At 71.8% G+C, this 24,574-nt stretch carries 26 protein-coding genes; 8 read left to right on the top strand and 18 right to left on the bottom strand.

Translation table 11 applies throughout. The features are described 5' to 3' along the window. Window positions 1-17 precede the first annotated feature (17 nt). From ACZ592_RS11650 to ACZ592_RS11610, 9 genes are all read right to left on the bottom strand, one after another. On the bottom strand, window positions 18-557 hold the full coding sequence (locus ACZ592_RS11650; protein ID WP_471581315.1) for a hypothetical protein: 540 nt from the start codon (window positions 555-557) through the stop codon (window positions 18-20). Between the two features lie 79 nt (window positions 558-636). Continuing rightward, window positions 637-1,191 carry a hypothetical protein gene (locus ACZ592_RS11645; protein WP_471581314.1) on the bottom strand — a complete coding sequence of 185 codons (555 nt, stop codon included), beginning with the start codon at window positions 1,189-1,191 and terminating at the stop codon, window positions 637-639. A 75-nt stretch (window positions 1,192-1,266) separates the two neighbouring features. Next, window positions 1,267-1,665, bottom strand: a complete 399-nt coding sequence (locus tag ACZ592_RS11640; protein WP_471581313.1) for a hypothetical protein — start codon at window positions 1,663-1,665, stop codon at window positions 1,267-1,269. Window positions 1,666-1,673: 8 nt separating this feature from the next. After that, window positions 1,674-1,964, bottom strand: a complete 291-nt coding sequence (locus ACZ592_RS11635) for a hypothetical protein (protein WP_471581312.1) — start codon at window positions 1,962-1,964, stop codon at window positions 1,674-1,676. 208 nt (window positions 1,965-2,172) lie between these two features. Continuing rightward, a complete protein-coding gene (locus ACZ592_RS11630; RefSeq protein ID WP_471581311.1) occupies window positions 2,173-2,772 on the bottom strand; it encodes a phage tail tube protein in 600 nt (199 codons plus the stop codon). 181 nt (window positions 2,773-2,953) lie between these two features. Beyond that, window positions 2,954-3,355 (bottom strand): hypothetical protein, encoded by a 402-nt coding sequence (locus ACZ592_RS11625; protein WP_471581310.1) that lies wholly within the window; start codon window positions 3,353-3,355, stop codon window positions 2,954-2,956. A gap of 263 nt (window positions 3,356-3,618) precedes the next feature. Continuing rightward, complete coding sequence (locus ACZ592_RS11620; RefSeq protein ID WP_471581428.1) at window positions 3,619-3,816, bottom strand: helix-turn-helix domain-containing protein; 198 nt, start codon at window positions 3,814-3,816, stop codon at window positions 3,619-3,621. Between the two features lie 74 nt (window positions 3,817-3,890). Further along, a complete protein-coding gene (locus ACZ592_RS11615) occupies window positions 3,891-4,469 on the bottom strand; it encodes a hypothetical protein (RefSeq protein ID WP_471581309.1) in 579 nt (192 codons plus the stop codon). Between the two features lie 23 nt (window positions 4,470-4,492). After that, on the bottom strand, window positions 4,493-4,804 hold the full coding sequence (locus ACZ592_RS11610; RefSeq protein ID WP_471581308.1) for a WhiB family transcriptional regulator: 312 nt from the start codon (window positions 4,802-4,804) through the stop codon (window positions 4,493-4,495). 418 nt (window positions 4,805-5,222) lie between these two features. Here ACZ592_RS11610 and ACZ592_RS11605 point away from each other — a divergent pair, with 418 nt between their 5' ends. The 5 genes from ACZ592_RS11605 (at window position 5,223) to ACZ592_RS11585 (ending at window position 9,571) form a co-directional block, all read left to right on the top strand. Continuing rightward, entirely contained in the window at window positions 5,223-5,579 is a 357-nt protein-coding gene (locus tag ACZ592_RS11605) for a helix-turn-helix domain-containing protein (protein WP_471581427.1), read from the top strand. Window positions 5,580-5,623: 44 nt separating this feature from the next. Beyond that, complete coding sequence (locus ACZ592_RS11600) at window positions 5,624-6,124, top strand: hypothetical protein (RefSeq protein ID WP_471581307.1); 501 nt, start codon at window positions 5,624-5,626, stop codon at window positions 6,122-6,124. 286 nt (window positions 6,125-6,410) lie between these two features. Continuing rightward, a complete protein-coding gene (locus ACZ592_RS11595; protein ID WP_471581306.1) occupies window positions 6,411-7,865 on the top strand; it encodes an FG-GAP-like repeat-containing protein in 1,455 nt (484 codons plus the stop codon). 157 nt (window positions 7,866-8,022) lie between these two features. Then, a complete protein-coding gene (locus ACZ592_RS11590) occupies window positions 8,023-8,874 on the top strand; it encodes a hypothetical protein (RefSeq protein WP_471581305.1) in 852 nt (283 codons plus the stop codon). After that, a complete protein-coding gene (locus tag ACZ592_RS11585) occupies window positions 8,810-9,571 on the top strand; it encodes an ankyrin repeat domain-containing protein (protein ID WP_471581304.1) in 762 nt (253 codons plus the stop codon). The genes ACZ592_RS11590 and ACZ592_RS11585 overlap by 65 nt, the downstream gene beginning before the upstream one ends. Window positions 9,572-9,656: 85 nt before the next feature. Here the strand turns inward: ACZ592_RS11585 and ACZ592_RS11580 are convergent, their stop codons facing one another. Continuing rightward, complete coding sequence (locus tag ACZ592_RS11580) at window positions 9,657-10,607, bottom strand: DMT family transporter (protein ID WP_471581426.1); 951 nt, start codon at window positions 10,605-10,607, stop codon at window positions 9,657-9,659. 225 nt (window positions 10,608-10,832) lie between these two features. Here ACZ592_RS11580 and ACZ592_RS11575 point away from each other — a divergent pair, with 225 nt between their 5' ends. After that, complete coding sequence (locus ACZ592_RS11575; protein ID WP_471581303.1) at window positions 10,833-11,780, top strand: LysR family transcriptional regulator; 948 nt, start codon at window positions 10,833-10,835, stop codon at window positions 11,778-11,780. Here ACZ592_RS11575 and ACZ592_RS11570 read toward each other — a convergent pair. The 3 genes from ACZ592_RS11570 to ACZ592_RS11560 all read right to left on the bottom strand — a co-directional run bounded on the left by ACZ592_RS11570 (window position 11,675) and on the right by ACZ592_RS11560 (window position 15,206). After that, window positions 11,675-12,313, bottom strand: a complete 639-nt coding sequence (locus tag ACZ592_RS11570) for a GNAT family N-acetyltransferase (protein ID WP_471581302.1) — start codon at window positions 12,311-12,313, stop codon at window positions 11,675-11,677. The genes ACZ592_RS11575 and ACZ592_RS11570 overlap by 106 nt on opposite strands. Before the next feature lie 101 nt (window positions 12,314-12,414). Continuing rightward, the gene (locus ACZ592_RS11565) at window positions 12,415-13,611 is read right to left on the bottom strand and encodes a PucR family transcriptional regulator (protein WP_471581301.1); all 1,197 of its coding nucleotides are present in this window, start codon (window positions 13,609-13,611) and stop codon (window positions 12,415-12,417) included. 728 nt (window positions 13,612-14,339) lie between these two features. Beyond that, window positions 14,340-15,206 carry a PrsW family intramembrane metalloprotease gene (locus ACZ592_RS11560; RefSeq protein ID WP_471581300.1) on the bottom strand — a complete coding sequence of 289 codons (867 nt, stop codon included), beginning with the start codon at window positions 15,204-15,206 and terminating at the stop codon, window positions 14,340-14,342. A gap of 232 nt (window positions 15,207-15,438) precedes the next feature. Here ACZ592_RS11560 and ACZ592_RS11555 point away from each other — a divergent pair, with 232 nt between their 5' ends. Beyond that, complete coding sequence (locus ACZ592_RS11555) at window positions 15,439-16,656, top strand: cation:proton antiporter (RefSeq protein ID WP_471581299.1); 1,218 nt, start codon at window positions 15,439-15,441, stop codon at window positions 16,654-16,656. A gap of 10 nt (window positions 16,657-16,666) precedes the next feature. Here the strand turns inward: ACZ592_RS11555 and ACZ592_RS11550 are convergent, their stop codons facing one another. Continuing rightward, window positions 16,667-18,268 carry an ABC-F family ATP-binding cassette domain-containing protein gene (locus ACZ592_RS11550; RefSeq protein ID WP_471581298.1) on the bottom strand — a complete coding sequence of 534 codons (1,602 nt, stop codon included), beginning with the start codon at window positions 18,266-18,268 and terminating at the stop codon, window positions 16,667-16,669. A gap of 194 nt (window positions 18,269-18,462) precedes the next feature. On the opposite strand from ACZ592_RS11550, the gene ACZ592_RS11545 reads away from it, so the two are divergent. Beyond that, on the top strand, window positions 18,463-19,044 hold the full coding sequence (locus ACZ592_RS11545; protein ID WP_471581297.1) for an HhH-GPD-type base excision DNA repair protein: 582 nt from the start codon (window positions 18,463-18,465) through the stop codon (window positions 19,042-19,044). Window positions 19,045-19,863: 819 nt separating this feature from the next. On the opposite strand, the gene ACZ592_RS11540 is transcribed toward ACZ592_RS11545, so the two are convergent. The 4 genes from ACZ592_RS11540 to ACZ592_RS11525 form a co-directional block, all read right to left on the bottom strand. Next, on the bottom strand, window positions 19,864-20,319 hold the full coding sequence (locus ACZ592_RS11540) for a PPOX class F420-dependent oxidoreductase (protein WP_471581296.1): 456 nt from the start codon (window positions 20,317-20,319) through the stop codon (window positions 19,864-19,866). A 22-nt stretch (window positions 20,320-20,341) separates the two neighbouring features. Next, a complete protein-coding gene (locus ACZ592_RS11535; RefSeq protein ID WP_471581295.1) occupies window positions 20,342-21,163 on the bottom strand; it encodes a YceI family protein in 822 nt (273 codons plus the stop codon). Window positions 21,164-21,428: 265 nt separating this feature from the next. Then, the gene (locus ACZ592_RS11530; protein ID WP_471581294.1) at window positions 21,429-23,897 is read right to left on the bottom strand and encodes an MFS transporter; all 2,469 of its coding nucleotides are present in this window, start codon (window positions 23,895-23,897) and stop codon (window positions 21,429-21,431) included. Between the two features lie 97 nt (window positions 23,898-23,994). Next, window positions 23,995-24,498, bottom strand: coding sequence for a MarR family winged helix-turn-helix transcriptional regulator (locus tag ACZ592_RS11525; RefSeq protein ID WP_471581293.1), 504 nt, complete (start codon window positions 24,496-24,498; stop codon window positions 23,995-23,997). Between the last annotated feature and the right edge of the window lie 76 nt (window positions 24,499-24,574).

Below are 24,574 nucleotides of genomic sequence, written 5' to 3'. Positions count from 1 at the left end.
ACTCCTCTCGTCGGGCGTCAGAAACGGGCGTCGAGGCGGGCGATCTCGCGGTCGAGGCGCTCCACTTCTGTCCTCGCCTCCCTGGACGACCGACGTATCGCCGCAATCTGGCTGTCCTGCTGGTTGTTCCGCTCCGACATGGTCGACTTGTCGGCTTTGCGGCGGAGTTTCCGGTTGATGTCACGGGAGAGGTCGTTGATGCGTCTGTTGGCCCCGTTGGCCTTGGTGACAGCCTTGTCGGCGGTCTGCTGGGCCTTGTCCGCCGCGGTCTTCGCCTCATCGGCCTTCGCCTTGATCTGCGACGGCAGCTCTCCCAGCCCTCTGGCCCGCCTCTCCTCAAGCTTTTGCAGGGGGTCCCAGATGGTCTTCTCGAGCTTGATTCCGGTGAGCTCGCCGGAGACGGCGTTGGCGGCGAACGCTCCGCCGTTCATCTCGCTCTTGAGGGCGGTCAGTTCGACCTTCTTCACCAGTTCGCGCTCGGTGTAGTCCGTGAACCACTTGACGAGCGGGGCGGGCGGGGATTCGCGCCCGGCGGCAGGGGTGGGTGATTCGGTCATGATCAGCTCCCAGAAACACGTGACGGCCCCGAGTGCCGCAGGTGCGGTCACGCAAGGCCGTCGAGGGTGAGGTGCCGGCTCAGTCGGATTCGACCGTCCAGCGGTCGGCTTCGAGCAGGAGATATCCGGGGCCGGCAACGCGGATCTTCTCCCTGGTGCGGTCCGGTGCGGACAGTTCCTCGCCGGTGCCGGATCCGGTGCGGAAGAGCCGCAGGGAACCGGGGGTCTTCCCCTGGTTCCATTCGATGCGCAGGGTCCTGGTCGGGCCGTCCGTGAGCCGCAGCACCCATGGCCCGCGACCGGAAGTGCCGCCCTCGGCGGGCGTCTCGATGTCCTGGTCCGCGAGGCGTGTCACCTTCCAAGGGCCGATGCCGGACGAGCTGCTGCTGCCGACCGAACGGCGGACGATGTTCAGGGAGTTGAATCCCTCGGGCAGCACGATGCGCCGCTTGCCCGCGTCCCACACCTCATACGAAATCCCCTGGGTCACCGTCGCCTCACCCCGCTGGGTGGCGTAGACGGTCAGGGCGGCACCGAAGACGCCCCGGAGCTGCAGCGGTAGGGGTCCGGTCTCGCCGGGTTCGCGGACGAGCACCTCCTTGCTCCGCCACGAGGACCAGCTTCTCGTCTGCACCTTCACGACACTCCCTCCCCGGGTTCCACGACCTTTCGGGCAGATCATCGCCCGCGCGGCGGCACGCGGAAAGGGTCAGGAGAAGAAGGCGGCCAACTGACCCGCAGTCGGGTTGGCGGCACCGCCGTCGGACTGCTGTTGCCCCTGACCGTCGGAGGAGTCCTCGACCCCCGGCCGAGGCAACCGCTTCGGCGGGTCCAGGGGATCCGCGTCCTCGTCCCGGTTGACCGTGGCGAACATCCAGTTCGCGTCGGACAGTTGGTCCACCACGTGGGCCAGGAGGTAGTCGCCGACCGACCAGTCCGCCGACTCGCCCTCCGTCTCCCGGGCCACCGCCCCCTCCCGCGGCAGGTGCCTGATGAGGAGCGCGAGACGGCGGGAGGACAGGCGGCCGCGGTGCCAGTCCAGGAGGTCGAGGCCGTAGAAGCGCAGCAGGTCAGCCTCAAGGGCCTCGGCGTGTTCGTCGACGAACACGCCGAGGCTCAGCCTTCCCCCAGGCCGAGCCCGGTCTCCTTGCCGTACGCCTCCAGGATCGCCCCGATGTCCTGCATCGTGACGTCATGCCGCTCGAAGCGGGCGAACTGCCGTTCGCCCAGGAGGAGTTCGAGCAGGCCGTCGACGTCGTTGTCGTCGAGTTCGCGCAGTTTGCGCGCGGTCGTGCGGGTCAGCTCGGTCGGCAGCTCGAAGCTGTCGGAGTCGAGCTCGAAGGTCCAGGCCCGGCCGAGCGCTTCGAGGCGCTGGGCGCGGGCGGCATTCACGTTGAAGCCGGACATGGGTGTCTCCTTGGGCAGGGCGACGCCCGGCCTCGCTGGGGGCGTGGCCGGGCGTCGCTCGGGATCCTATGCGGTCGCGCGCAAGCGCAACCGCCTATTGCGCACAATCAACCAGCAGGTCGGGGCGGTGGGTTGAGACCAGGGGCACCGCCCTGCGACCTGCGCCACACGGCCTACTGCAAACGGCCTACGGCACACTGCCCACGGCCTACGAGTAGGACGAGGACAGTTCCTTGATCCGGAAGCTGGCCAGCGGCGCAGCGTCGTTCTTGGCCAGCGCCGTGAAGGTCACACCGAGCTTCACCGCGCCGGTCCGGGTCAGCGCGATCTCCTCGGTCTCGGTGACCTGACCGCGCGGGATCACGAAGCGGTACTTGGCCGAGCCGTCCGTGAACTCGATGCCGAGCGCGCGCTCGTCGGCCGTCGGGGTGTGGGCCAGGTCGTACGTGAACTCCTTGAGGTCCTCCGCCAGCCCGCCCGGCGCCCCGCCGGCCGCCGCGGCCACCTCGCCGCCGCCCATGAAGAAGGCCAGGTTCGCCTTGTTCAGCTGCAGCAGCTGGAACTTCACGGTGAGGTCGCGGTCGGAGTAGATGAACCGCGCCGGGCTCACCGACTGCCAGGTGTCGACCGGGTCGATCTTGTCCTTCTTGTTGAACTTGATGCCGTCGGTCGTGGTGTAACCGAGGTCCGTCCACAGGGCCGTGTCCCAGTCGACGGTGGTGTTGGCCGGGGCGTCGGTCCCGGCGGGTGCGATCAGAACGCGTCCGGTACCGGCGACGCGGATCTCCTTGCCGTTGTTGCCTGCCATGCGTACTCCTCAGGTGATTGCGGGACTTCGGGTCCCGGATACGACGAAGGCCCCGCCGGAATCGGCAGGGCCTGCGAGTGCGGACTTACAAGGAAGAGCGAGGAAGTGCGAGGAAGAGAGGAAGAAGGGAAGAGAGGAAATGCGGGAGGGCGTGAGGGAGAGCGGGGTGGCTCTCGGTGTCTCACGCCGGCCGTACGGAGATCCGTACCGTCGACAGGTACCGGCTGCCCGCCGGACGGTTGTAGTCGGGCAGCCAGCGCGGCCCGTCCGTCTCGGCGACGTCGGTGACGACGGCCCCGCCGTACGAGGTGCCGGCCAGTTCGAGCACACAGGCACGGGCGGCGAGGGCGATGCCGTGCGCGGTGGACTTGTCCGGGCCGTACACCTCGAAATCGATCAGCGGCTGGTCGAGATGCCGGTCGTCGACCCACGCGCCACCGACGCGGGAGACGAGAACGGCCTTCTGAGTGCCGTCGAACCCGGCGGGCGGCCTGTTGTCGACGACCGAACCGGCGAGCTCCGCACGGTTCTTGAGGAAGTCGACGACGAGCCGTTCCGCGTCGGGGAAGGTCAGGATGGACACATGGACACTCCCTGTCGTGAGAGGGGCGAGTGCGGGCAACACGAAGCGGCAGGTCCGCCGCCCCCGGTGGGGGCGCAGCTCTGCCGCTGCTCCAACTGTGATCCAGGGCCCCCGTTTTCGCAACCGAGTCCGCCCCGGCCCGGGTCGCGCGGGTTCCCTCCCCGGAACGGCGGAGGGCCCCGCACCACCCGGTAGGTGGTGCGGGGCCCTCTCCCGCCCTGCTGCGCCGCCGCTACTCCTCCGCTACGACGACACACGTGCCGCTACGTCACCCGCCCCAGGCGAACCGACCGCTCGGCGGCGAACACGTCCTCCAGGCGGTACATCGCCCGCCGTCCCTGGCGCCCGGCGGCCGTCAGGTGCCCGAGCTGCACCCATTTGCGGATGGTGGCGGGCGAGACGCCGACCTCTGCGGCGGCCAGGTCCCCGGAGATCAGGGGCGTGTTCGAGGCCGTGCCCACGGTCGTACTCAGAGGTGCGCTCAGAGGTGCGCTCAGGGGTGCGCTCAGGGGTGCGCTAAGAGGCGTGCTCATGGTCATGCCGTCTCCTCGTCGAGCACGTGCCGGCAGGCGGGGTTCACACACATCGCGACGCCGCGCTCGGGAAAGGCGCGCAGCGACACGGAGTCGCAGGCGGGACAGCGCCCCGGCAGCCGCACCAGCTGCTCGGGGTCGCCCAGGGCGCGGGCGCAGCGCCCGGCCATCCGGCGGGTCTCCTCCTCGACGTGGGCCGCCAGGTCCGGCAACTCCGCGACCCGGTCGAGGAGTTCGGCCAGGCGTCGCAGGCGTACCGGCACCGGGGCCGCGGTGATCCGGCGCAGGCCGAGCCGGTCCCGTACGGCCTCCTCCAGCTCGACCACCCCGTCACCGATGTCGCGGAGCGCGTCGGACACGTACAGCCGGACCGGCGCGACACCCGATCCACCAGGTCCGCCGCCCCGCACCTCGCGCAGGACGCGGCCCGTGCCGGGCGCGAGCTCGTCGAGGAGGAGCGGGTACCGGCGGCGGAGGGAAGCGATCCAGAGCGCGGCCCGTTCGGCCGCGACGCGCATCGCGGGATCCCCCGCACCCTCACTCATCACGTCGTCGGCCATGCCACTCGCGACACCACTCATCACGTCACTCCTCGTGCCGTTCATCACTGACTCCCCGCGGTGGACCGGCGGGCCTTGACCTCGCGCCCGTTGCGCCAGAGCCGCCCTCCGCTGACCCCGTCGAACCACGTGCGGGACGGGTCGACGATGGCCTCGCATTCGCGCCGAATGGGGCACTGATTGCAAGCGCGCAATACCGGTGCCGCCTCGGCGGGGACGCGAGTGAAGACGTACTGCTGCGGAAGATCCGCACAGGCAGCGTCCCTGCGCCAGTCGAGGGATTCGCCCCCGGGATCCTGTGTATGGGAGAACGCACTGTTCAGAGCAAGTACGGGGACAGTCGTCCGGTTGGGCATGTTCGGCCCCTCCCCCGGGTATGCGAACATAAGTTCGAAGGTGTGAATGCGTGATCAGGCTTACACGGTGCGTGCGCATGCGCAACTAAAAACATGGGGCCCGAGGGTCGCGAGAGGAGGAAGCGGTGACTGGAAACAGCCGTTGCGGGAGCGTCCGATCGAGGGGCACCCGTGCGCGCCCGCGCCGGATCTTTACAACAACGTGCGAGCGCGCGCACATTTTGGTGCGTGCGCGATCGGTACGCTCTCTCTGCGACGAGGGGAGAGCCACGACATGGCGTCCAGCGCGCGGGCGAGCGCCCGCATCGACCAGGGGTACCGAGCCGAGACCGGCCATTCGCAGGGGCGGGACGGCCGGGAGAGTGGCCAGAATCGAGCGGGTGAACTCGAGGAGTTCGCCGCGTGGATCGAGGGCGTGATGCGCGAGCGCGGCTACGACATCGACAGCCCGCGCGGCGGCGGCAAGTCGAAGCTCGCGGACGACGCGGGTGTGCACCGGGCAGCCGTCAGCCGCCTCATCCAACGGCAGAGCATGCCCGACCTGGAGACGATGCGTCGCCTCGCCACGGTGCTCGGGGTCCCCTTGCGGGACATGCTGATCCGCTCCGGACGGCTGTCCGAGAACGACCTGCCGATCGCGGTCGCCCGAGGCGACGACACCGAAGCCCCCCGGCTGCTCAGCCCCGAGGAGGCGGCCCGGAGAATGGGGGTGCCTCCTGAACTCCAGGCGGTCTTCGTACGGGTCACGAGGGCCTTCCTGCCGCAGGTCGAATAGCACGGGGGCGGAACGCAGCCCGGGGGCACAGAGGGAGTGCGAGTATGCCGAGTGACGAAGCGGAGGGGCCGTCCGGAGGCGCGCGTCGCGGTGCGGAACGCGGGTCGGGGCGCGGTGCGGGGCGCCAGGACATCGAGATCGAGGGGGCGACGGGCACGTCGGAGGAGCTGGCCCTGCTCCTCGGCGGGCTGCTGATCGAACTCGGCTCGAAGATCCAGCAGGCCGGGGTCGACGGCGTCCGCATCCTCACGGAGGAAGAGGCTCAGCAGACCCAGCTGCGCTGGTTCCGCGAGGGCTGGGACGAACACGCCCGCGCCGCGGAGCACGCCCGCGCGACGGACCAGGAACCCGTGGCGCCGGCCGGTCACTCCGAGGGGGAGCCCCCGCCCGGCAGGCTGTTCCAGTTCCCCGCCGTCCCGCCGCGGGGCACGCACCCCCTGCCGATCGTGGGCACGGACGAGGTACGCGGAACACGGAACCTCATGGCGCACCGGCCGCGCAGACGACGGGACGACGGGCCGAAGCGGACGGGCATGGACGAGTAGGTGCCCCCGGCACTCCGTGGTTTCCCGATTTCCGTGGGTTCTCCCGATTTCCCCGGGCTCCCCCGATTCCTCGGGCCCTCGATCTCCCCGGGTTCCCCCACCCCCCTCAGATCTCTCCCACCCGTCACGTACAACCCTCCCGACCCATCGCGGGTCTCCTGTGCGCCGAAGCGTCACGTCCGAGGCCCGGCTCCCGGTGAGCGGGGGACGGGCGGCGCGCGGCACCCCCTTTCGACACGGGGCGTCCGCAGCACGGGCGTCCCGCATGCCGCCGCAGGAGAACTGCATGTCCAAGAAGTTCCGTACGGCCCTGGTCGGTGCCGCCACCGCCGCGCTTACCGGGTCGCTGCTCGCCGCCGCGTCGGCGCCGGCCGGTGCCGCGCCCACCCCGAGCACGGACGAGGTGCGCGCCGACTTCAACGGCGACGGCTACGGAGACCTCGCCATCTCCGCCCCGCTCGCCAAGGTCTCGGGCAAGTCGGGGGCCGGTTCCGTCGCCGTCGTCTACGGCACCGCGAGCGGCCTCGACACCACGAAGCGCACCGTGCTCAGCCAGGCCACCAGCGGCATACCCGGCACCCCCGAAAGCAGCGACTTCTTTGGGGACCGCATCACCACCGGCGACCTCGACGACGACGGCTACACGGACCTGATCGTCGGCGTGCACGGCGAACACATCGGCTCCACCGACGAGTCCGGCACCCTCACCGTGGTCTGGGGCGGCGCGAGCGGCCTCAAGAAGGCGACCGACATCACCTCGCCGCTGCCCCGGCACCGCAACGAACTGGGCTGGTCCGTGGCCACCGGCGACTTCGACGGCGACGGGAAGACCGACCTCGCCGCCGCGAACCTCGCCTCCCCCGAGCTGAACATCTTCAAGGGCCCCGTCTCCCGTACCGGCAAGGCCGCCGCGCGCACCGGCATCGACACGTACGAGGCGACCGGCATCAACACCGACAAGATCATCACGGGTGACGTCGACGGTGACACGGTCACGGACCTGCTGATCATGGGTCAGGAGGAGCACGGCGACGCTTACCGGACCCGCAGCGTCCTCTACAAGGGCGGTACGACGCCCAAGCCCGCGGGCAAGGTCGCGGGCGGCTACGCGGCGACCATCGCCGACGTGAACAAGGACGGCTACGGCGACATCGTGACCGGCAACTTCATGGAGAAGTCCACCGACGAGCCGAACGGCGGCCCCGGTGGCGCGGTCACCGTGACGTACGGCGCCGCGAGCGGCCTGAGCACCCGCACCCCGGTCCGCATCACCCAGGACACCGCGGGCGTCCCCGGCGCCGCGGAGAAGGGCGACGCCTTCGGCTGGAGCCTGTCCTCGGGCGACACCAACGGCGACGGCTACAAGGACATCGCCGTCGGCGTGGCCTCCGAGTCGCTGGGCGCCGCGAAGAAGGCCGGTTCGGTCGTCGTCCTGCGCGGTTCGGCGGGCGGCCTGACCGGCTCGGGCGCCAAGGCGTTCTCGCAGAGCACCTCGGGCGTGCCCGGCACCGCGGAGACCTCGGACTTCTTCGGCGCGGCGGTCCGGCTCACGGATGCCGACGGCAACGGCCGCGCCGAGCTCGTGGCCGGTGCGTACGGCGAGAACGACGGTGCCGGCGCGGTCTGGCTCTTCAAGTCCACCTCCTCCGGCGTCACCGCGAGCGGCTCGAAGTCGGTGAGCGGCACGGGACTCGGCGGTCCGTCGGGCACGTCGTACTTCGGGGACGTGCTGGAGAGCTAGCCGGTACCGGCATCAGCGGCCCCGGTGCCGGCATCAGCACCGGCGCCGACTGTCACGTATCCTCCGCATTCGCCCGTTCGGGTGACTGAGGGCCCTCGCCGGGCAGGAGGACGGACAGCTGATGTCGCGGGTGTCGGGGGTTGTGCGGGGGTCGCTGATGTCGGTGGCGTCCCGCCTGGTCCGTCGGGGCCGGGACGCGCTGCTCCATGAGTGGCGGAACGTCGTCGTCATCCCCTGCCGCATGCTGCGGGAGCGCGGCCCGCTGGGCATCGCGCTCGCGCTCCTCGCCGCCGTCGCCGTGCTCGGCCTGCACGAGTTCCAGCAGACGGACACCGGTGCCGGGGTGCTGCGGGTGGCCAGTGAGGTGCGGGCCGACCAGCCCCTCTGGCTGTCCCTGCTGCGCACTCCCGTCTCGGTGTTCGTGCCGGCGGTGGATCTGCCCGCGTGGGGCGGACTGCCCCGGCTGATCCTGGCGTTCGCCCTCGCCGAGCTGCTCTTCGGACGCGTACGCACACTGGTGGTGGCCTACGCCGCCACGCTCGCCGGGACCCTGAGCGCGCGCGTGATGATCGCGCTCGGGCCCGACCGGCTCGGGCTCCCCGCCGACGCGGCGCACGCGGTGGACACGGGTGCCTCCGCGGCCGTCGTCGGCCTCTACGCCTACACGGCCGTGGCGTTGCGGGCGCCCGTCCTCTTCGTGGCGGCGGTCGTCCCGACGATGGCCGGTTCGATCGCCGACCCCGGTCTGGCGGGCCGCGAGCACGTGGTCGCCGTGGTCGTCGCGATGCTCCTGGCCGCCGCCCTCCACAGGGGGCGACGAGGGCGAGGGCGGTCCGGAGCGGCGAACGAGCACCGTGCATTCACGCGAGGTACCGCCCGTTGTCAGCGTCCGCTGACAGAATCGGGAGCAGCCGGTCAGGTGGGTGTCAAACAGGAGGTCGGGCATGGCGGTTCTCGACGCGGGGGATCCCCTGGCCGTGGAGGTGACCGAGGCGATCCGCGCCGGTGACGTCACCGCGCTGCGGAAACTGCTCGGCGCGCATCCCGGCCTCGCGAGGACGGGCATCAGGAAGGTCGGCGAGGCGGCGGGGACGCGCAGCCTGCTGCACATCGCGACGGACTGGCCGGGGCACCGCCCCGCGGGCCCGGAGGTCATCGCCGTGCTGGTCGCGGCGGGCACCGACCCCGACACCCCGTTCGTCGGCGCCCACACCGAGACGCCGCTGCACTGGGCGGCGAGCAACGACGACGTCGCCGCGCTCGACGCCCTCGTCGCGGCCGGCGCGGACATCGAGGCGACCGGCGGCGTCATCGCGGGCGGCACGCCGCTGGCCGACGCGCGCGGGTTCGGCCAGTGGCGGGCGGCCCGGCGGCTCCTGGAGCACGGGGCGCGAACGACCCTCCAGGACGCGGCGACGCTCGGCCTGCTCGACCGCGTCGTCTCGCTCGTCGAGGGCGACGGGAAGGACACGGACAGGGGCGACCTGCCGGACGCCGACGACATCTCCAACGCCTTCTGGGGCGCGTGCCACGGCGGCCGGACGGCCACGGCACGCTATCTGCTGGACCGGGGCGCCGACCTCGACTGGGTCGGGTACGACGACATGACCCCCCTGGACATCGCCGTGGCGGCGGGAGCCGACGCCGAGGAGGTCACACGGTGGCTGCACGAGCAGGGCGCCAAGTCCCGGAGACAGCTGCCCTGAGGGGACGAGGCCCGGGGCCGTCGCCGGGGCTCCAGCCACGCCTGTTCCCGGCCGAGTCGCACCTGCCCGGTCACGCACCCCACCGTCACCCGGACGGGGTGCGCACCGCCCCGCCCGACCGGGCTCCCCGTACCCGTAGCGGCACTCGCGCCCACACCCGCACCTGCCGCCCCTCCCCCGCACCCCCCGCACTCCCCGTACGCCGCGTCAGCCCGACCCCCACGAGCACGACCACCATGCCCGCCACCACCCGCGCCCCGATCTCCTCGCCGAGGACGAGCGCGCCGAGCACGAGGGAGACCACGGGCAGCAGATAGCCGACGGTGGCGGCCGAGGTGGGCCCTTCGTCCGCGATGAGGCGGGAGTTGAGGTGGAAGGTGATGCCCGTGCCGAGCGTGCCGAGGAGGACGACGGCGACGATGCCGGTGAGCGTCGGGGACGAGGCGGCCGCGGGCGCGGCGGGCAGGGCGAGGGTGGTCAGGCCGGTCGCGGTGAGCAGCTGGGCTGCGGAGAGCGCGAGCGGCGCGGAGCCTCGGCCGACGAGGTGGCGGGCCATGTAGGCGAAGGCGACGGCGTAGCTGACGGCCGCGCCCAGCAGTACGAGCGCGCCCCAACTGGCCAGCCCCGTCTGCTGCCAGGGCGCGAAGATGAGCAGCGTCCCCGCGAAGCCGAGCAGCAGACCGGTCAGGCGGAGCCGCCCGAGGCGGCGCTCGGTGCGCAGCATCAGGCCGATGGCCAGGGACCACAGGGGAGTGGTGGCGTTCAGGACGCCGGCGACGCCCGAGCCGACGGTCTGTTCGCCGATGCTGAAGAGGAAGAACGGCAGCGCGTTGCAGAAGAACGCGGCGACGGCGAGATGCCCCCAGACCTCGCGGCCGCGCGGCATGCGCTGCCCGGCCGAGCGGGCGAGGACGAGCAGGACGGCAGCGCCGAGGGCGCACCGGACGACCGTGAGGTGCAGGGGCGCGAGGCCGCCGCTCAGGGCGAGCTTGATCCAGAGGAAGCTCGACCCCCAGAGCAGGGCGAGCACCGCCATGCGGACGAGGGTGGCACGGGGACCGCTGAACACGGCTCGCCTCCAGGTGCTTCGTAGGGCGTACGGGGGTGGTGCATGGGACGTACGGGGAGTGCGTGTACGCGGATGCGGCCGCGTCACTCCGTACGGTCCCGCGCACCCACTCGTAAGACAAGCGAAAAGATCTGGACCCAGAATTAAGCTGAACTGCATGCTGGGCCGCCCGCCGTGCGGCACACTGACGGCATGCTCGACATGCGGCGGATGCAGATCCTGCGGGCGGTGGTGACCAGCGGCTCGGTCACGGCGGCGGCCCGGAACCTCGGGTACACGCCCTCGGCCGTCAGCCAGCAGATGGCCGCACTGGAGAAGGAGGCGCGCATCGCGCTCCTGGAGCGGACCGGCCGCGGGGTGCGCCCCACGGAGGCGGGACGCCTGCTCACCGAGTACGCGACGGTCATCGGCCGGCACGCGGCCGAGGCGGAGACCGCGCTCGCCGAGCTGCGCGCGGGGCACACGGGCCACGTCTCGATGCGGTACTTCGCGACGGCGGGCGCACCCCTGGTGGCACCCGCGCTCGCCACGCTCCGCCGCGAACAGCCGGGCGTACGAGTCGAGTTGAAGCTGTCCGACCCCGACGACCCGCTGCCCGAGGTGAAGGAGCGGCGGGCCGACCTGGCCCTGGTGGTCAGGCCGCGCGAGGGGGCGGCGGAGGACGGCGTCAGGTTCGTCCACCTCCTGGACGACCGGTACCGCGCGGTGCTCCCCGTGGGCCACCCGCTCACCGAGCGGCGGACGGTCGACCTGACGGACCTGGCCGAGGAGCCGTGGGTCGCGGGCGAAACGCCGGGCCCGTGCCTGGACCCGGTGCTCGACGCCTGCGCGGCGGCCGGCTTCACCCCGGACTTCGTGGTGGAGAGCGGCGACTACGCGACGGCCCAGGGGTTCGTCGCCGCCGGACTCGGCGTCAGCCTGGTCCCCGCGCTCGGGCTCACCGGCGGCCACCGTCCCGACGTGGCCGTACGGGAGGTCAGGGGCCCCGAGCCGGTCAGGTCGATCCACGCGGCGGTGCGCGCGGCCGCCCCGGTTCAGCCGGCGCTGCGGGGCCTGCTCGACGCGTTGCGGGCGGCGGCGGACTCCTCGGCCACCGGCGGGGCCGCGGGGGCCGGGCCGGACTCGCCGGGGGCCGCGTAGCAGCGCAGGGCGACCCGCTGCCCGGGCTGCCACTCCTGCTCGACGACGGCGAGCAGCCGCCACCCCATGCGTTCGTAGAGGGCGGCGGCCGAGGCGTCGGTGGAGACGACGTCCAGGACCGGGTGCAGCCCGCGCACTCCTGCCTCCCGCACGGCCCGCCGCATCAGCAGGGCGCCGATGCCGTGGCCACGCGCGTCCGGCGCGACGAAGAGGCGGCCGACGACGGCGGCCGCATCGACGCCCGCTCCCGCGCGCTCGGCCCACACCCCGGGAGCCTCGTCCCCCGGCCCCGGCCGGGACAGCCCCACGTGCCCGACGACCCGCCCGTCGAGCTCGGCCACCCACGCCCCGACGGCACCGCCGCCTTCAAGCCACGCACCCGGCTCCGCGGGCCAGTTGACGGGATATCCGTCGACCTTGTGGACCACGGCGAGGGCCCCGACACACGCCTCCAGGTCACGCTCGCCGGAACGTTCCCGCACGCGGAGGACGGGGTGCCCCTCGGCCGCGTCGGCGGCACGGTCTCGTCTCATCGCAGCATCGAATCACAGCCACCGGAACGGCACAGGCGTCCCGCCCAAGTCGTCACGTACGCGACGCCGCCTGCCCCCTTCACCGACCCCCCATCTCCTCATCACCCCGCCATCTCCCGCAGCAGGAGGGCTGCGAGGGCGAGGGCCGTGCCGTGCGACGAGGTGAGGTCGAGCCCGGTCAGGGAGGAGACGCGGGCGAGCCGGTTGTCGACCGTGTTCGGATGCAGGCTGAGCCGACGGGCGGCGGCCCGACGGTCCTGCCGCAGCTCCAGATAGGCCCGCAGGGTGTCGGTCAACTCGGGCCGTGAGGCGACCGGTTCGAGCAGCGCGGCTATTCCCTCGCTGCCGGCGCTGGGCCGCGACAGATGGTATTCGAGCAGGACGTCGTCGAGCCGGTGCAGCCCGGCCGGCCGCCCACAGGCGCGGGCGACCCGTACGACCTCTTCCGCGGTACGGGCGGCCTGCGGGATCTGCCCGACGGACCGGGCGACGACGGCGCCGACACGCAGTTGGGGACCGCAGAACTCCCGCAGTGCCCCCACGAGTTCTCCCGAGACGGCCCCGCCTTCGCCGGGCACGAGGGCATGCCCGCCGCCCCCGTCCAACAGGGTGAGCACACCGGTGCCGAAGGCCCGGTCGAGCGTGGCCTGCAGCCGCCGCCCGAGCCTGCGCACCGCCACGGGCCGCCCGTCCCGCCCCTCCGCGGGCAGAGCCAGGAAGAGGACCAGGCAGCCATCCTCGTACGCCCCCGCTTCCTTCCCTCCGTCCCCCACGGAGGCACCCTCCAGCAAACTCCGCGCCAACGACCTCCGCTCCTCCCGGCGTTCGGCCACGATGGCCGCCTGCTCGTCGAGGTAGGTCTCCGTGACGGCGGCCACGATGCGCTCCTGGGCGCCGAACAGGAAGTCGCTGAGTTCGGCGAGCGCGGCCTCCTCCCCCGGCAGGGTGACGTCGCGCAGCTCGCGCCAGAGCACGTGGGCGCCCAGGCAGTGGGTGCCGAGCAGCAGATGCAGGGGCATGCCCTCGTCCGCCCGCTGGGCGGCGCGCTCCCTGAAGTACTCGTAGTCGCGCGTCCGCCCGCGGGGGTCCGCGACGCTGTCGAGGAACAGCCGCAGCCCGTGCCGGGCGGTGGCGGCGATCTCGACGTCCTTCACGTCCGCCGGCAGTTCCTCGTAGCCGCGCAGCCGTGCGAAGGCGTGTCGGGTCATTCGGCGGGCGAGGGCGTTGACGCGCGGTTCGCACCGCGCGGCAATCTTTCTGGCGGTGTCGCCCAGGACCGGTTCCGTGCTGTGCGCCATGTCCCGTCACGGTAATGGTGCGGGTGCGCTCCTTGGCCGGTGGGTTTGGGTTCCCCCGGGTGGGCGGGTGCGGGCCCGCCGTGGCCGCTCGCGCAGTTCCCCGCGCCCCTAAAAACCCACCCGCCACGAAGGGCCCGGACAGTTCGCGAGTGCGGGCCCGCCGTGACCGCCCGCGCAGTTCCCCGCGCCCCCAAAACCCACCCGCCACGAAGAGCCTCGACGCTTCACGAGCGCGGATCCGCCGTGACCGCCCGCGCAGTTCCCCGCGCCCCCAAAAACCCACCCGCCACGAAGAGCCTCGACGCTTCACGAGCGCGGGCCCGCCGTGACCGCTCGCACAGTCCCCCGCGCCCCCAAAAACCCACCCGCCACGAAGAGCCTCGACGCTTCACGAGCGCGGATCCGCCGTGACCGCTCGCACAGTCCCCCGCGCCCCCAAAAACCCACCCGCCACGAAGAGCCTCGACGCTTCACGAGCGCGGGCCCGCCGTGGCCGCCCGCGCAGTTCCCCGCGCCCCTAAAAACCCACTCGCCCCTGCGGGGCTTGCCGGAAGAAGCCCCACCGATGACCGGCAGTCGCACGCGCGCCCGAGGGGGCGCGGGGGTATGTGCGCACGGAGCACCGAGCGGACTGTGGCGTCTTTGTTCTTGAGGCGTGGCGCAGGGATAGCGAGTACGTACATACCCCCGCGACCCCGCCCCACAAGACGGACCCAAGGCGACCCCGCTCAAGGCGCCCCCGCCCGCCCCCGCCGCGCCAGCGACAGCAGCCACGCCACCCCCGCCAGCGACACCAGCACCATCCCACCCACGGAAAACACCGTGAACAGGTGTTTCTGCTCCGACGTGGGCTCGGGGATGTACCCCTGGGCGAACAGCTCCCGGTCCAGCCCCGTAGCCGTGATCCGCACGACCAGCCACACCGCGATGCCGTGCATCGAGTCCCACAGCGCGTGCAGCAGCGACACCCCGAGATACGTCAGGACGACCGCGCCCGGGAACCGGAACCGCCCGCCCGGCTCCCGGAACCTGAGCAGCACGCCGCCCGCGATGGCGGTCCACAACCCGTGCCCGAAGGGAGCGAGCAGCCCGCGCAGGATCTCCGTCTCCAGGAGCGACCTCAGGTCGAGCCCCTTCAGGCTGACCACGGCGTTGAACGCGTACCCGGAACTCTCGAACGCCGCGAACCCGAACCCCACGGCCGCACCGAGCACCAGCCCGGCCCGCAGCCCCCGCACCTCCTTGAACCGTCGCAGCACGATCACGAGCGCGGCCAGCTTCACGGCCTCCTCGATGAGCCCGACGCCCACGAAGATCCACACCGAGGGGTGCAGCAGGTAGTACTCCATGACGGACGCGCCGAGAACACCCAGCACGCCCCCCACGATGAAGCAGTTGAGCAGCACGCCGAGCCCCAGGTCCCGCCCGTGCCGCTCGTAGGCCCAGAGCACGAAGACACCGGGGACCAGGAAGCTGCCGAGCAGGATCAGCGTCGGCAGGAGGTTGGTGTTCTTGGTGGCGTACGTGATGACCGCGGTGAGCAGCCACAGGGCGAGCCCGCCCCACAGACACCGCTTCCACAGCCCGGCCCGCATCCGCGGAGGCCCACCAGGAACACCGGGCGCATCACCACTGGACGCACCACCACCGGACGCGTCACCACCGGACGCACCACGCCCGTGCACGACGCCACCCGCACCAGGGTTCTGACCGGCCCTCACCGGATCCCCTCTCGAACCAGAGACCACAGACAACGGACAACGGACAACAGACAACAGACAACAGACAACAGTCCATTTCGCCCGACTTTATGCTAGATAGATCATTATGTCGCAGCCGGGGACCCTCATCCTGATCATGGCCATCGCGGTCCTCGCCCCGCTCCTCACCTACGGGCTCGCCCGCTGGATCCCGGTCCCCCTGGCCATCTTCGAGATCGTGCTGGGCATCGTGATCGGCCCCGACGTCCTGGGCCTCGCGCACCACAGCGAGGTCATCGACGTCCTCTCCGACCTGGGCCTCTCGATGCTGATCTTCCTCGCGGGCTACGAGATCGAGTTCGCCGCGGTCCGCGGCGACACCCTGCGCCGCTCGGTGCGGGCCTGGCTGATCACCCTGGCGCTCGGCCTCGGCATCGCGTTCGCCCTGAACGGCGGCGCCGTCACCAAGAGCTTCGTCATCGGCACGGCACTGACCAGCACCGCCCTCGGCACGGTTCTGCCGATCCTGCGCGACTCGGGAGACCTCAAGGGCCGCTTCGGCACGGTGATGATGGCGTTCGGCGCGGTCGGCGAGTTCGGCCCGATCATCGCGATGACGCTGCTCCTCGGCGGCAGCCATCCCGGCAGGTCCACCGCGCTGCTCGCCGGCTTCGCCGCGGTCACGGCGGCCGCGGTCCTGTGGGCGCTGCGCCCGCGCCCGCCGTGGTTCGCGAAGGTCATCGCCAAGACCCTGCACAGCAGCGGCCAGTTCGCGGTCCGCTTCGTGATGCTGCTGCTCGCGGCCATGCTCGGGCTCTCGCACGCCTTCGGACTCGACACGCTCCTCGGCGCGTTCGCGGCCGGCCTGCTCACCCGGCTGGTGCTGCAGGGCGCGGCCCCCGAGAGCAGCGAACTGGTCCTCGGCAAAATCGAGGCGATGGGCTTCGGGTTCCTCGTCCCGGTGTTCTTCGTCGTGACGGGCATCGACTTCGACCTGCACGCGCTCCTGGACGGCGGCCGCGCCCTCGTCCTGCTCCCCGCCTTCCTCCTCCTCTTCCTCGTCGTACGCGGCCTGCCGGTCTACGCCCTGGCCCCGCGCGACCTGGACCGCGGCGAACGCACGGCACTCGTGCTCTACAACGCGACGGCGCTGCCGCTGGTCGTGGCGATCACGACGATCGGCCTCGACGAGAAGGCGCTGACGGCGGGCGAGGCGGCGGCGCTGGTGGGCGCGGGCATGGTGTCGGTCCTGGTCTTCCCGCTCCTCGCGCTGAGGCTGCGCGCGAGGAGCGGAACAGAACTGAAGCCACCCCGGACCCCGGCTACCGGAACAGAGTCCTGGTAGCCCACCCCCCTCAGGCCGGCGCGACCAACTCCCGATACCCGGAGCTCCAGAGGTCCTCGGCACCGTCCGGCAGAAGCAGCACCCGGTCGGGCCGCAGCGCGTCGATCGCCCCCTCGTCGTGCGTGACCATCACGATCGCCCCGGGGTACGTGTCCACCGCGCCCAGCACCTCGCCCCTGGAGGCGGGGTCGAGGTTGTTGGTGGGCTCGTCGAGCAGCAGGACGTTCGCGCCGGAGTGGACCAGTCCGGCCAGCGCGAGCCGTGTCTTCTCGCCGCCGGAGAGAACGGCGGCGGGCTTGTCCGCGTCGTCCCCGCCGAACAGGAACGACCCCAGCACCCGCCGCACCTCACTGTCCGTCAGGTGGGGAGCCGCGCCCGCGAGGTTCTCCCGTACGGTCTTGGCGCCCTCCAGGGTGTCGTGCTCCTGCGCGAAGTACCCGAGCCGCAGCCCGGGTCCCGCGACGACCCGCCCCGCGTCCGGGAGTTCCCGCCCGGCGAGCAGCCGGAGCAGCGTCGTCTTGCCGGCGCCGTTGAGCCCGAGGACGACGAGGCGGCTGCCCCGGTCGACGGCCAGGTCGACGTCGGTGAGGACGCGATGGGACCCGTACGACTTGGCGAGGGAGACCGCGCCGAGCGGCATCCGGCCGCACGGCGCGGGCTCGGGCAGCCGGATGCGCGCGACCTTCTCGCCGCGCCGCACCGGCTCGGTCCCCGCGAGCATCCGCTCGGCACGCCGGTCCATGTTCTTCGCCGCGGTGGCGGTGGAGACGTGGGTGCGCATCTTGTCGGCCTGGGCGCGCAGCGAGGCGGCCTTCCGCTCGGCGTTGGCCCGCTCCCGGGTGCGCCGCCTCTCGTCCGCCGCGCGCTGGGCGAGGTAGGTGTGCCACCCGGTGTTGTGGACGTCGATGACGGCGCGCCGCGGATCGAGGTGGAAGACCCGGTTCACGGTGTCGGCGAGCAGCCCGGTGTCGTGGCTGATGAGCACGAGGCCTCCCGGGTACCCCGACAGATATCCGCGCAGCCACCCCACCGAGTCGGCGTCGAGGTGGTTGGTCGGCTCGTCGAGGAGCAGGGTGTCGTGGCGCGAGAACAGGATCCGGGCGAGTTCGACGCGGCGCCGCTGGCCGCCCGACAGCTCGCCGACGGGCTGGTGCAGGGCGCGCTCGGGCAGCCCGAGCCCGGCGGCGACACGGGCGGCCTCGGCCTCCGCGGCATAGCCGCCGCGCGCCTGGAACCGGTCGTCGGCGCGGGCGTACGCGGCCATGGCCCGCTCCTGCGCGGCCGGGGACGCGGCCCGCACCATGGCGGCCTCGGCGGTACGCAACGCGGCGACCGCCTCGTCCAGACCCCGGGCGGACAGGATCCGGTCCGTGACGGACAGGGCGGGGTCGGCGGCGCCGGGATCCTGGGCGAGATACCCGACGGAACCGGCACGGGTGACCGCACCGCCCGTGGGCACGGCCTGCCCGGCCAGCACCTTCATCAGGGTGCTCTTGCCCGCGCCGTTGTGCCCGACCAGGCCGACGCGGTCGCCGGGGGCGATGTGGAAGGAGACGCCGGACAACAGAAGGCGGGCGCCGACGCGCACGTCGGCGCCTCGTACGGTGATCATGAGGTAACGCTCCGCAATAGCGAATGGACACACGGGTGACGTGAAGGCGTGTGTCCTGGCTAGGAAATGCGGGGCGTAGACATACGGCGAGACTAACGCGGCCCCCACCCCCGCGGCACCTCATTTCCGGCGCCCCCGCTCGCTGCCCGGCGCCCCGCGCTGCGACGCGCCGGCCCGCGAGGGATCATCACCTCATGGACGTCACCCTGCACCTCGCACAGGAACCGGAGGCCGACGAGCTCCTCGGCCGCAGCCCGCTGGCCGCGCTGATCGGCATGCTCCTGGACCAGCAGGTCCCCATGGAGTGGGCGTTCGCGGGCCCGCACACGATCGCCACGCGGCTCGGCTCCGACGATCTCGACGCCCACGAGATCGCCGCGTACGACCCAGAGGCCTTCGCCGGACTCCTCTCCACGAAGCCGGCCGTGCACCGCTACCCGGGCTCGATGGCCAAGCGGATCCAACAGCTGTGCCAGTACCTCGTCGACCACTACGACGGTGACGCGACGGGGGTCTGGCGGGACGCGGCGACCGGCGCGGAACTCCTCAAGCGCCTCAACGACCTTCCCGGCTTCGGGAAGCAGAAGGCCCAGATCTTCCTCGCCCTCCTCGGCAAGCAGCTCGGCGTACGGCCCGAGGGGTGGCGGGAGTCCGCGGGCGACTACGGCCCGGCCAAGGCGTATCGCTCGGTCGCGGACATCACGGGGCCGGAGTCCCTCCAGAAGGTCCGCGCGCACAAGCAGCAGCTCAAGGCCGCGGCCAAGTCGGCCAAGTAGCCCCGGCCCACCCGTTCCGTGCGGGGCCTCCGCGTCCTCTGGCCCCTGGGCCTTGGGCGGTGCGGGGTGGGTGGGTTCCTCCCTGCGCGGGCGGGTGCGGGTGTGTTGTGGCTGGTCGCGCAGTTCCCCGCGCCCCTAAAGACCACCCGCCGTTGCGGGCCGCGCTGCGTGTGTGGGTGCGGGTTGGTTGTGGCTGGTCGCGCAGTTCCCCGCGCCCCTAAAAGCAACAGCCCGCCGCCCCCGCGTCCCTAAAAGCAACGGCCCGCCGCCCCCGTACCCCTGAAAGCAGCAGCCCGCCGCCCCCGTACCTCTGAAAGCAACAGCGCGCCGCGCCCGCATCCCTGAAAGCAGCGGCCCGCCGCCCCCGTACCCCTGAAAGCAGCAGCCCGCCGCGCCCGTACCTCTGAAAGCAGCAGCCCGCCGCGCCCGTACTTCTGAAAGCAACGGCCCGCCGCCCCCGCGCCCCAGGAGGCAACAGCCCGCCGCGCCCCGATGCACCGCCCCGCCCAAAGCCCCCTGAGGCACCGCCCCGCCGAGGCCCCCCTGAGGCACCGCCCCACCTGAGGCCACACCTGAAGCCCTCGGGAGGCACCGGCCCTGTGGGGCTTGCCTGGAGAAGCCCCACCGATGACCGGCAGCCGCACACGCGCCCGAGGGGGCGCGGGGGTATGTGCGCACGGAGCACCGAGCCAGCCATAGCGTCTTTGTTCGTGCAGCGTGGCGCAGGGATAGCGAGTACGTACATACCCCCGCGACCCCGCCCCACAGACGCAGCAAAGGCGACACGAGCCCCAGGCGCCCCCGCCAGAGAAGAGCCCGCTACCGAGCGGGGAATCCGCCCGTGGCCACCGGCCCCCACCTCTCCGGAGTGATCCGGATGATCGACTTGTTCTGGGTCAGCATCGCCGCCCGGTACTCGTCCCAGTCCGGATGCTCCCCGGAGATGTTCCGGAAGTACTCCACCAGCGGCTCCACCGACTCCGGCGCGTCGATGACCTCCGCCGCGCCGTCGACCTGGACCCAGGGCCCGTTCCACTCGTCGCTCAGCACGATCACGCTGGCCCGCGGATTCCGCCTGGCGTTGCGCGTCTTGGCCCGCTCCGGGTACGTGGAGACGACGATGCGGCCGGAGTCGTCGACCCCGCAGGTGAGGGGCGAGCCCTGCGGGGTCCCGTCCGACCGCGTGGTCAGCAGCACCGCACGGTGCCTGGGCCGGACGAAGTCGAGCAACTCCTCAAGCGTCACACTGGTGTTGGTAGCGATGTCGGGTGCCATACGGGCACCCTAACGACCCCCCTCACCCCATCTGGGGCAACGACTCCCCCTGCACGGCCTGAATGTCGAGCTCGACCTTCAGCGTCGTGCCGATCGCCGAGATCCCCGCCTGCACCACCTGGTTGTAGTTCATGGCGAAGTCCTCGCGCCGCAGCTCGGCCGTGGCCCGGAAGGCGGCCCGTGTCCCGCCCCAGGGGTCCGCCCCGGTCCCGAGGTAGCTGAGGTCGAGGTCCACCGGCCGTACGACGCCGTGCATGCCGAGGTCACCGTGGACGGTCCACCGGTCCGCGCCCGCGGGCGTCAGCCCGTTGGACCGGTAGGTGATCTCCGGGTACCGCTCGACGTCCAGGAAGTCGCCCGACTTCAGGTGTCCGTCCCGCATGCCGTTGCCCGTGTCGATCGAGGCCGACCGGATGACCGCCTCGACGCGGGACTTCTCGACGTCCTCGGCGATCTCGATCCGGCCGCCGAAGTCCGTGAACCGCCCGTGCACGCTGGTGATCCCGAGGTGCTGGGCGACGGCGCCGACCGTCGAGTGGGCCGGGTCGACGGCCCACGGCCCGGGCGGGGGCAGCTCCGTGCCGCCCTGCCGGGCGAGGACGACGTTGCCGACCTCGGCCCGCCCGCTGGCGGTCACGAGCGCCGTGGAGGCGACCGGTGCGTAGCCGACGGCGGTGACGATGACGGTGTAGGGCCCGGCGGCGAGCACCGTCCCGTCCCGTACGGCGCCTTCCTCGTCCGCGGCGGCCCGCAGTACCTGCGTCCCGGTCATGTCGGTCACCGTGACGACGGCGTGGGGCACGGCCCACCCGTCACGGGTGCGGATCCGAGCGTTGAGTGCCATCCCGTTTACTCCTTGCCGGGCTCCCCGCTCGGGAGCCCCAAAGTCCAAACTCAAGTTCACGCCATGCACGCCATGCACGCCGCATCGAGCGTGATGCCACGTCCAGCGTCATGCCGCGTCAAGCGTGATGCCGCGTCAAGCAGAAGACCCCCGGCGGCGGTGACTGGCCGTCCCCTGCCATGAACGCCACCGCCGGCCCGGGGGCCTCTTCCGCGACCGGCCCGGGCCACGCCCCCGCTCGGGGCGCGACCCGGGCCGGGTCAGGTCACTCGCCCGGGTGGGCGAGCTCGATGTCGTGGCCGTCGATGCCGCTGCCGGCCACCGAGAGGCCCGTGGCCACCGGCGGGTACCCGGTCGCGATGACCGTGTAGTCCCCGCCGTCCAGGTCGGTGAAGGCGTACGCCCCGTCCGATCCGGTGGTCGCGGTGGCGACGACGTTGCCCGCCGCGTCGACGAGCGTGACCCGCGCGTCGTTCAGCGGCCCGCCGCCGGCCCGCACGGTGCCGAGCACCCGCGCGCCGGAGTTGAGCTCGACCTCGACCCGGGTGACCCCGGTGCCGCCGACCTCGACGGGCAGGGCCAGCGGCCGGTGACCGGTGGCGTTCACCGCGATGGTGACCGTACCGGGGACCAGCTCGGCGAAGGTGAACTCGCCCTGCTCGCCGGAGAGTCCGGTGGCCATGACGTCACCGCGCACGTCGGTCACGATGACCATCGCGCCGGAGACGGGCAGCTTGCTGTCCGCGTCCCGCACCAGGCCGGTGAGGCCGCTCGTGCCGCTGAGCAGGATGTCGTACGCGAGGGCGTCGTCGCCCACCACGACGGTCGAGGCCTGCGGCTGGAAGCCGTCGGCGGAGGCGATGAGCACGTACGACCCGGCGCCGGGGGCGTCGACGGCGTAGGAGCCGTCGCCTTGCGCGACCGCGCGGCCCAGCTGGCGTCCCCCGAGGGAGATCAGCGTGACGGCGGCCCGCGGTACGGGCGCGCTCTCGGCGCCGCGGACGAAGCCGCGTACCGGGATGCCGTTGGTGACCGGCGGGAAGCCCGCGGCACCGGACTGGGCGGCGGAGGCCACCGAGGCCAGCGGCTGCGTGGCGTCGGGTGCGGCCTCCGTGTGCGAGGCGACCGAGGCGAGCACGGGCTCGTCGGCGGGGGCGGCAGCGGCGGCCGGGGAGGCGGCCGGAGCGGCGCCGTCCGAGGCATCCGCGGTCTCCGACGCGGCCTGGGCGAGGGCGCCCGACGTCCGCAGCGGGACCTCCTTGATGAAGATCGTGATCAGGAAGGCGATCAGCGCCATGGGCGCGGCGATCAGGAAGACATCGGCGATGCCGTGTCCGTACGCGCTCTCCATCACCGTGCGGAACGGCTCCGGGATCTTGTCCAGGTCCGGGATGCCACCGCCGCCGGTGCCGCCGTGGCCGAAGCCGGCGGCCTTCGGGCCGAGGTCGGTCAGGCCGTCCTTGACGTAGTCGGTGATGCGGGTGGCCATGATCGCACCGAGCGCCGAGACACCCATCGCACCGCCCAGGGAGCGGAAAAAGGTGACGGTGGAGCTGGCGGAACCGAGGTCCTCCGGGGCGACCTGGTTCTGCGTGCACAGGACCAGGTTCTGCATCATCATGCCGATGCCGAGACCCATCAGGGCCATGAAGATCGCGATGTGCCAGTACTCGGTGTCGTACCGGATGGTGCCGAGCAGGCCGAGGCCCGCCGTCACCAGGGCGCCACCGCTGACCAGCCAGGCCTTCCACTTGCCTGTCTTGGTGATGACCTGTCCGGAGACGGTCGACGAGATGAACAGACCACCGATCATCGGGATCGTCATGACGCCGGACATCGTCGGGGACTGGCCGCGGGCCAGCTGGAAGTACTGGCTGAAGAACACCGTGCCCGCGAACATCGCGACACCCACGAAGAGCGAGGCGAGGGAGGCGAGGGTGATGGTGCGGTTGCGGAAGAGCCGCAGCGGGATGATCGGCTCGGTCGCCTTGGACTCGACGAGCACGAAGATCAGTCCGAGGAGGATCGAGCCGCCGACCATGGCGGCCGACTGCCAGGACATCCAGTCGTACTTGTCGCCGGCGAAGGTGACCCAGACGAGCAGCAGGCAGACGGCGGCGCTGATGAAGAAGGCGCCGCCCCAGTCGACCTTGACGTCACGCTTGACGACGGGGAGCTTCAGGGTCTTCTGCAGGACGATCAGCGCGATGACCGCGAAGGGCACGCCGACGTAGAAGCACCAGCGCCAGCCGAGCCACGAGGTGTCGGTGATGACGCCGCCGAGCAGCGGGCCGCCGACGGTGGCGACCGCGAAGGTGGCGCCGAGGTAGCCGGAGTAACGCCCGCGCTCGCGCGGGGAGATCATCGCGGCCATGACGATCTGTGCGAGGGCGGAGAGACCGCCCACGCCGATGCCCTGCACAACACGGCAGGCGATCAGCATGCCCGCGTTCTGCGAGAGACCGGCGACGACAGAGCCGAGGACATAGATGACCAGGGCTATCTGTACGAGCGCCTTCTTGCTGAACAGGTCGGAGAGCTTGCCCCACAGGGGCGTCGTCGCGGTCATCGCGAGCAGCGACGCCGTCACGACCCAGGTGTAGGCGGACTGGCCGCCGCCGAGGTCGCCGATGATCTGGGGCAGGGCGTTGGAGACGATCGTGGACGACAGGATCGCCACGAACATGCCGAGCAGCAGCCCGGACAGCGCTTCCATGATCTGCCGGTGCGTCATCGGAGCGTTCTCACCGTTGTGACCCTGGTGAGCTCCGTGCTTGGCATGGCTGCCCCGCACACCGGCTGGTGTGGTTGTTGCCATGGAATTCCTTTTCTTACGCGGGTGTACGGGTGGTCTCTGACGTGGTCTGCACGTCGTGGGGGGAACCGGGGAGCCGGGCCGAAGCCGCACGGCAGTCCCCGAAGCTGTCGCGCAGGCGCGCGAGCAGCGTGCTGAGCTGGACGACTTCTTCGTCCGTCCAGTCGTGCAAGTAGTGGGTGAGCGTCCGGATGGAGAGCTCGGAGAGTTCGTCGACCTTGGCCTTGCCCTCGGGCGTGAGCCGCAGGATCCGGGAGCGCTTGTCCGCGGGGTCGGGATCGCGGACGATCCACTCCCTGTCCGCGACATGGGCGACGTGGCGGCTGGTCACCGACGTGTCCACGGCCAGCAGCTCCGCGAGCCTGCTCATCCGCATCGCACCGTGCCGGTCGAGCAGGACGAGTACGGCGGCGGATCCGGCCGGGCAGTCGTGCGGCAGGCCCCGTCCGAGGCCTCGCTTCACGGCACCGATGGCGCTGAGCTGTCGGGCCAGCTCCTCGTACTGACGCTGCGCGGCCACGGCACCTCCTCTTTTTTGTTGCTTAGGGCAACGATAGAAGCGGTTGGTTGCCGCAGGCAAATTAAAACGGGGCCAA

This window comes from Streptomyces sp. NPDC040622 (genome assembly GCF_055593965.1).
The sequence above is the reverse complement of the archived record's forward strand: the minus strand, read 5'-3'. Positions and strand labels throughout refer to the sequence as shown.

What these genes read in the sequence shown, in the direction of transcription:
- ACZ592_RS11650 (WP_471581315.1), bottom strand. Translation starts at nt 557, where the DNA reads ATGACCGAATCACCCACCCCTGCCGCCGGGCGCGAATCCCCGCCCGCC.
- ACZ592_RS11635 (WP_471581312.1), bottom strand. Translation starts at nt 1,964, where the DNA reads ATGTCCGGCTTCAACGTGAATGCCGCCCGCGCCCAGCGCCTCGAAGCG.
- ACZ592_RS11630 (WP_471581311.1), bottom strand. Translation starts at nt 2,772, where the DNA reads ATGGCAGGCAACAACGGCAAGGAGATCCGCGTCGCCGGTACCGGACGC.
- ACZ592_RS11615 (WP_471581309.1), bottom strand. Translation starts at nt 4,469, where the DNA reads ATGAGTGGTGTCGCGAGTGGCATGGCCGACGACGTGATGAGTGAGGGT.
- ACZ592_RS11610 (WP_471581308.1), bottom strand. Translation starts at nt 4,804, where the DNA reads ATGCCCAACCGGACGACTGTCCCCGTACTTGCTCTGAACAGTGCGTTC.
- ACZ592_RS11605 (WP_471581427.1), top strand. Translation starts at nt 5,223, where the DNA reads ATGCGCGAGCGCGGCTACGACATCGACAGCCCGCGCGGCGGCGGCAAG.
- ACZ592_RS11600 (WP_471581307.1), top strand. Translation starts at nt 5,624, where the DNA reads ATGCCGAGTGACGAAGCGGAGGGGCCGTCCGGAGGCGCGCGTCGCGGT.
- ACZ592_RS11595 (WP_471581306.1), top strand. Translation starts at nt 6,411, where the DNA reads ATGTCCAAGAAGTTCCGTACGGCCCTGGTCGGTGCCGCCACCGCCGCG.
- ACZ592_RS11590 (WP_471581305.1), top strand. Translation starts at nt 8,023, where the DNA reads ATGTCGGTGGCGTCCCGCCTGGTCCGTCGGGGCCGGGACGCGCTGCTC.
- ACZ592_RS11585 (WP_471581304.1), top strand. Translation starts at nt 8,810, where the DNA reads ATGGCGGTTCTCGACGCGGGGGATCCCCTGGCCGTGGAGGTGACCGAG.
- ACZ592_RS11580 (WP_471581426.1), bottom strand. Translation starts at nt 10,607, where the DNA reads ATGGCGGTGCTCGCCCTGCTCTGGGGGTCGAGCTTCCTCTGGATCAAG.
- ACZ592_RS11575 (WP_471581303.1), top strand. Translation starts at nt 10,833, where the DNA reads ATGCTCGACATGCGGCGGATGCAGATCCTGCGGGCGGTGGTGACCAGC.
- ACZ592_RS11570 (WP_471581302.1), bottom strand. Translation starts at nt 12,313, where the DNA reads ATGAGACGAGACCGTGCCGCCGACGCGGCCGAGGGGCACCCCGTCCTC.
- ACZ592_RS11565 (WP_471581301.1), bottom strand. Translation starts at nt 13,611, where the DNA reads ATGGCGCACAGCACGGAACCGGTCCTGGGCGACACCGCCAGAAAGATT.
- ACZ592_RS11560 (WP_471581300.1), bottom strand. Translation starts at nt 15,206, where the DNA reads ATGCGGGCCGGGCTGTGGAAGCGGTGTCTGTGGGGCGGGCTCGCCCTG.
- ACZ592_RS11555 (WP_471581299.1), top strand. Translation starts at nt 15,439, where the DNA reads ATGTCGCAGCCGGGGACCCTCATCCTGATCATGGCCATCGCGGTCCTC.
- ACZ592_RS11550 (WP_471581298.1), bottom strand. Translation starts at nt 18,268, where the DNA reads ATGATCACCGTACGAGGCGCCGACGTGCGCGTCGGCGCCCGCCTTCTG.
- ACZ592_RS11545 (WP_471581297.1), top strand. Translation starts at nt 18,463, where the DNA reads ATGGACGTCACCCTGCACCTCGCACAGGAACCGGAGGCCGACGAGCTC.
- ACZ592_RS11540 (WP_471581296.1), bottom strand. Translation starts at nt 20,319, where the DNA reads ATGGCACCCGACATCGCTACCAACACCAGTGTGACGCTTGAGGAGTTG.
- ACZ592_RS11535 (WP_471581295.1), bottom strand. Translation starts at nt 21,163, where the DNA reads ATGGCACTCAACGCTCGGATCCGCACCCGTGACGGGTGGGCCGTGCCC.
- ACZ592_RS11530 (WP_471581294.1), bottom strand. Translation starts at nt 23,897, where the DNA reads ATGACGCACCGGCAGATCATGGAAGCGCTGTCCGGGCTGCTGCTCGGC.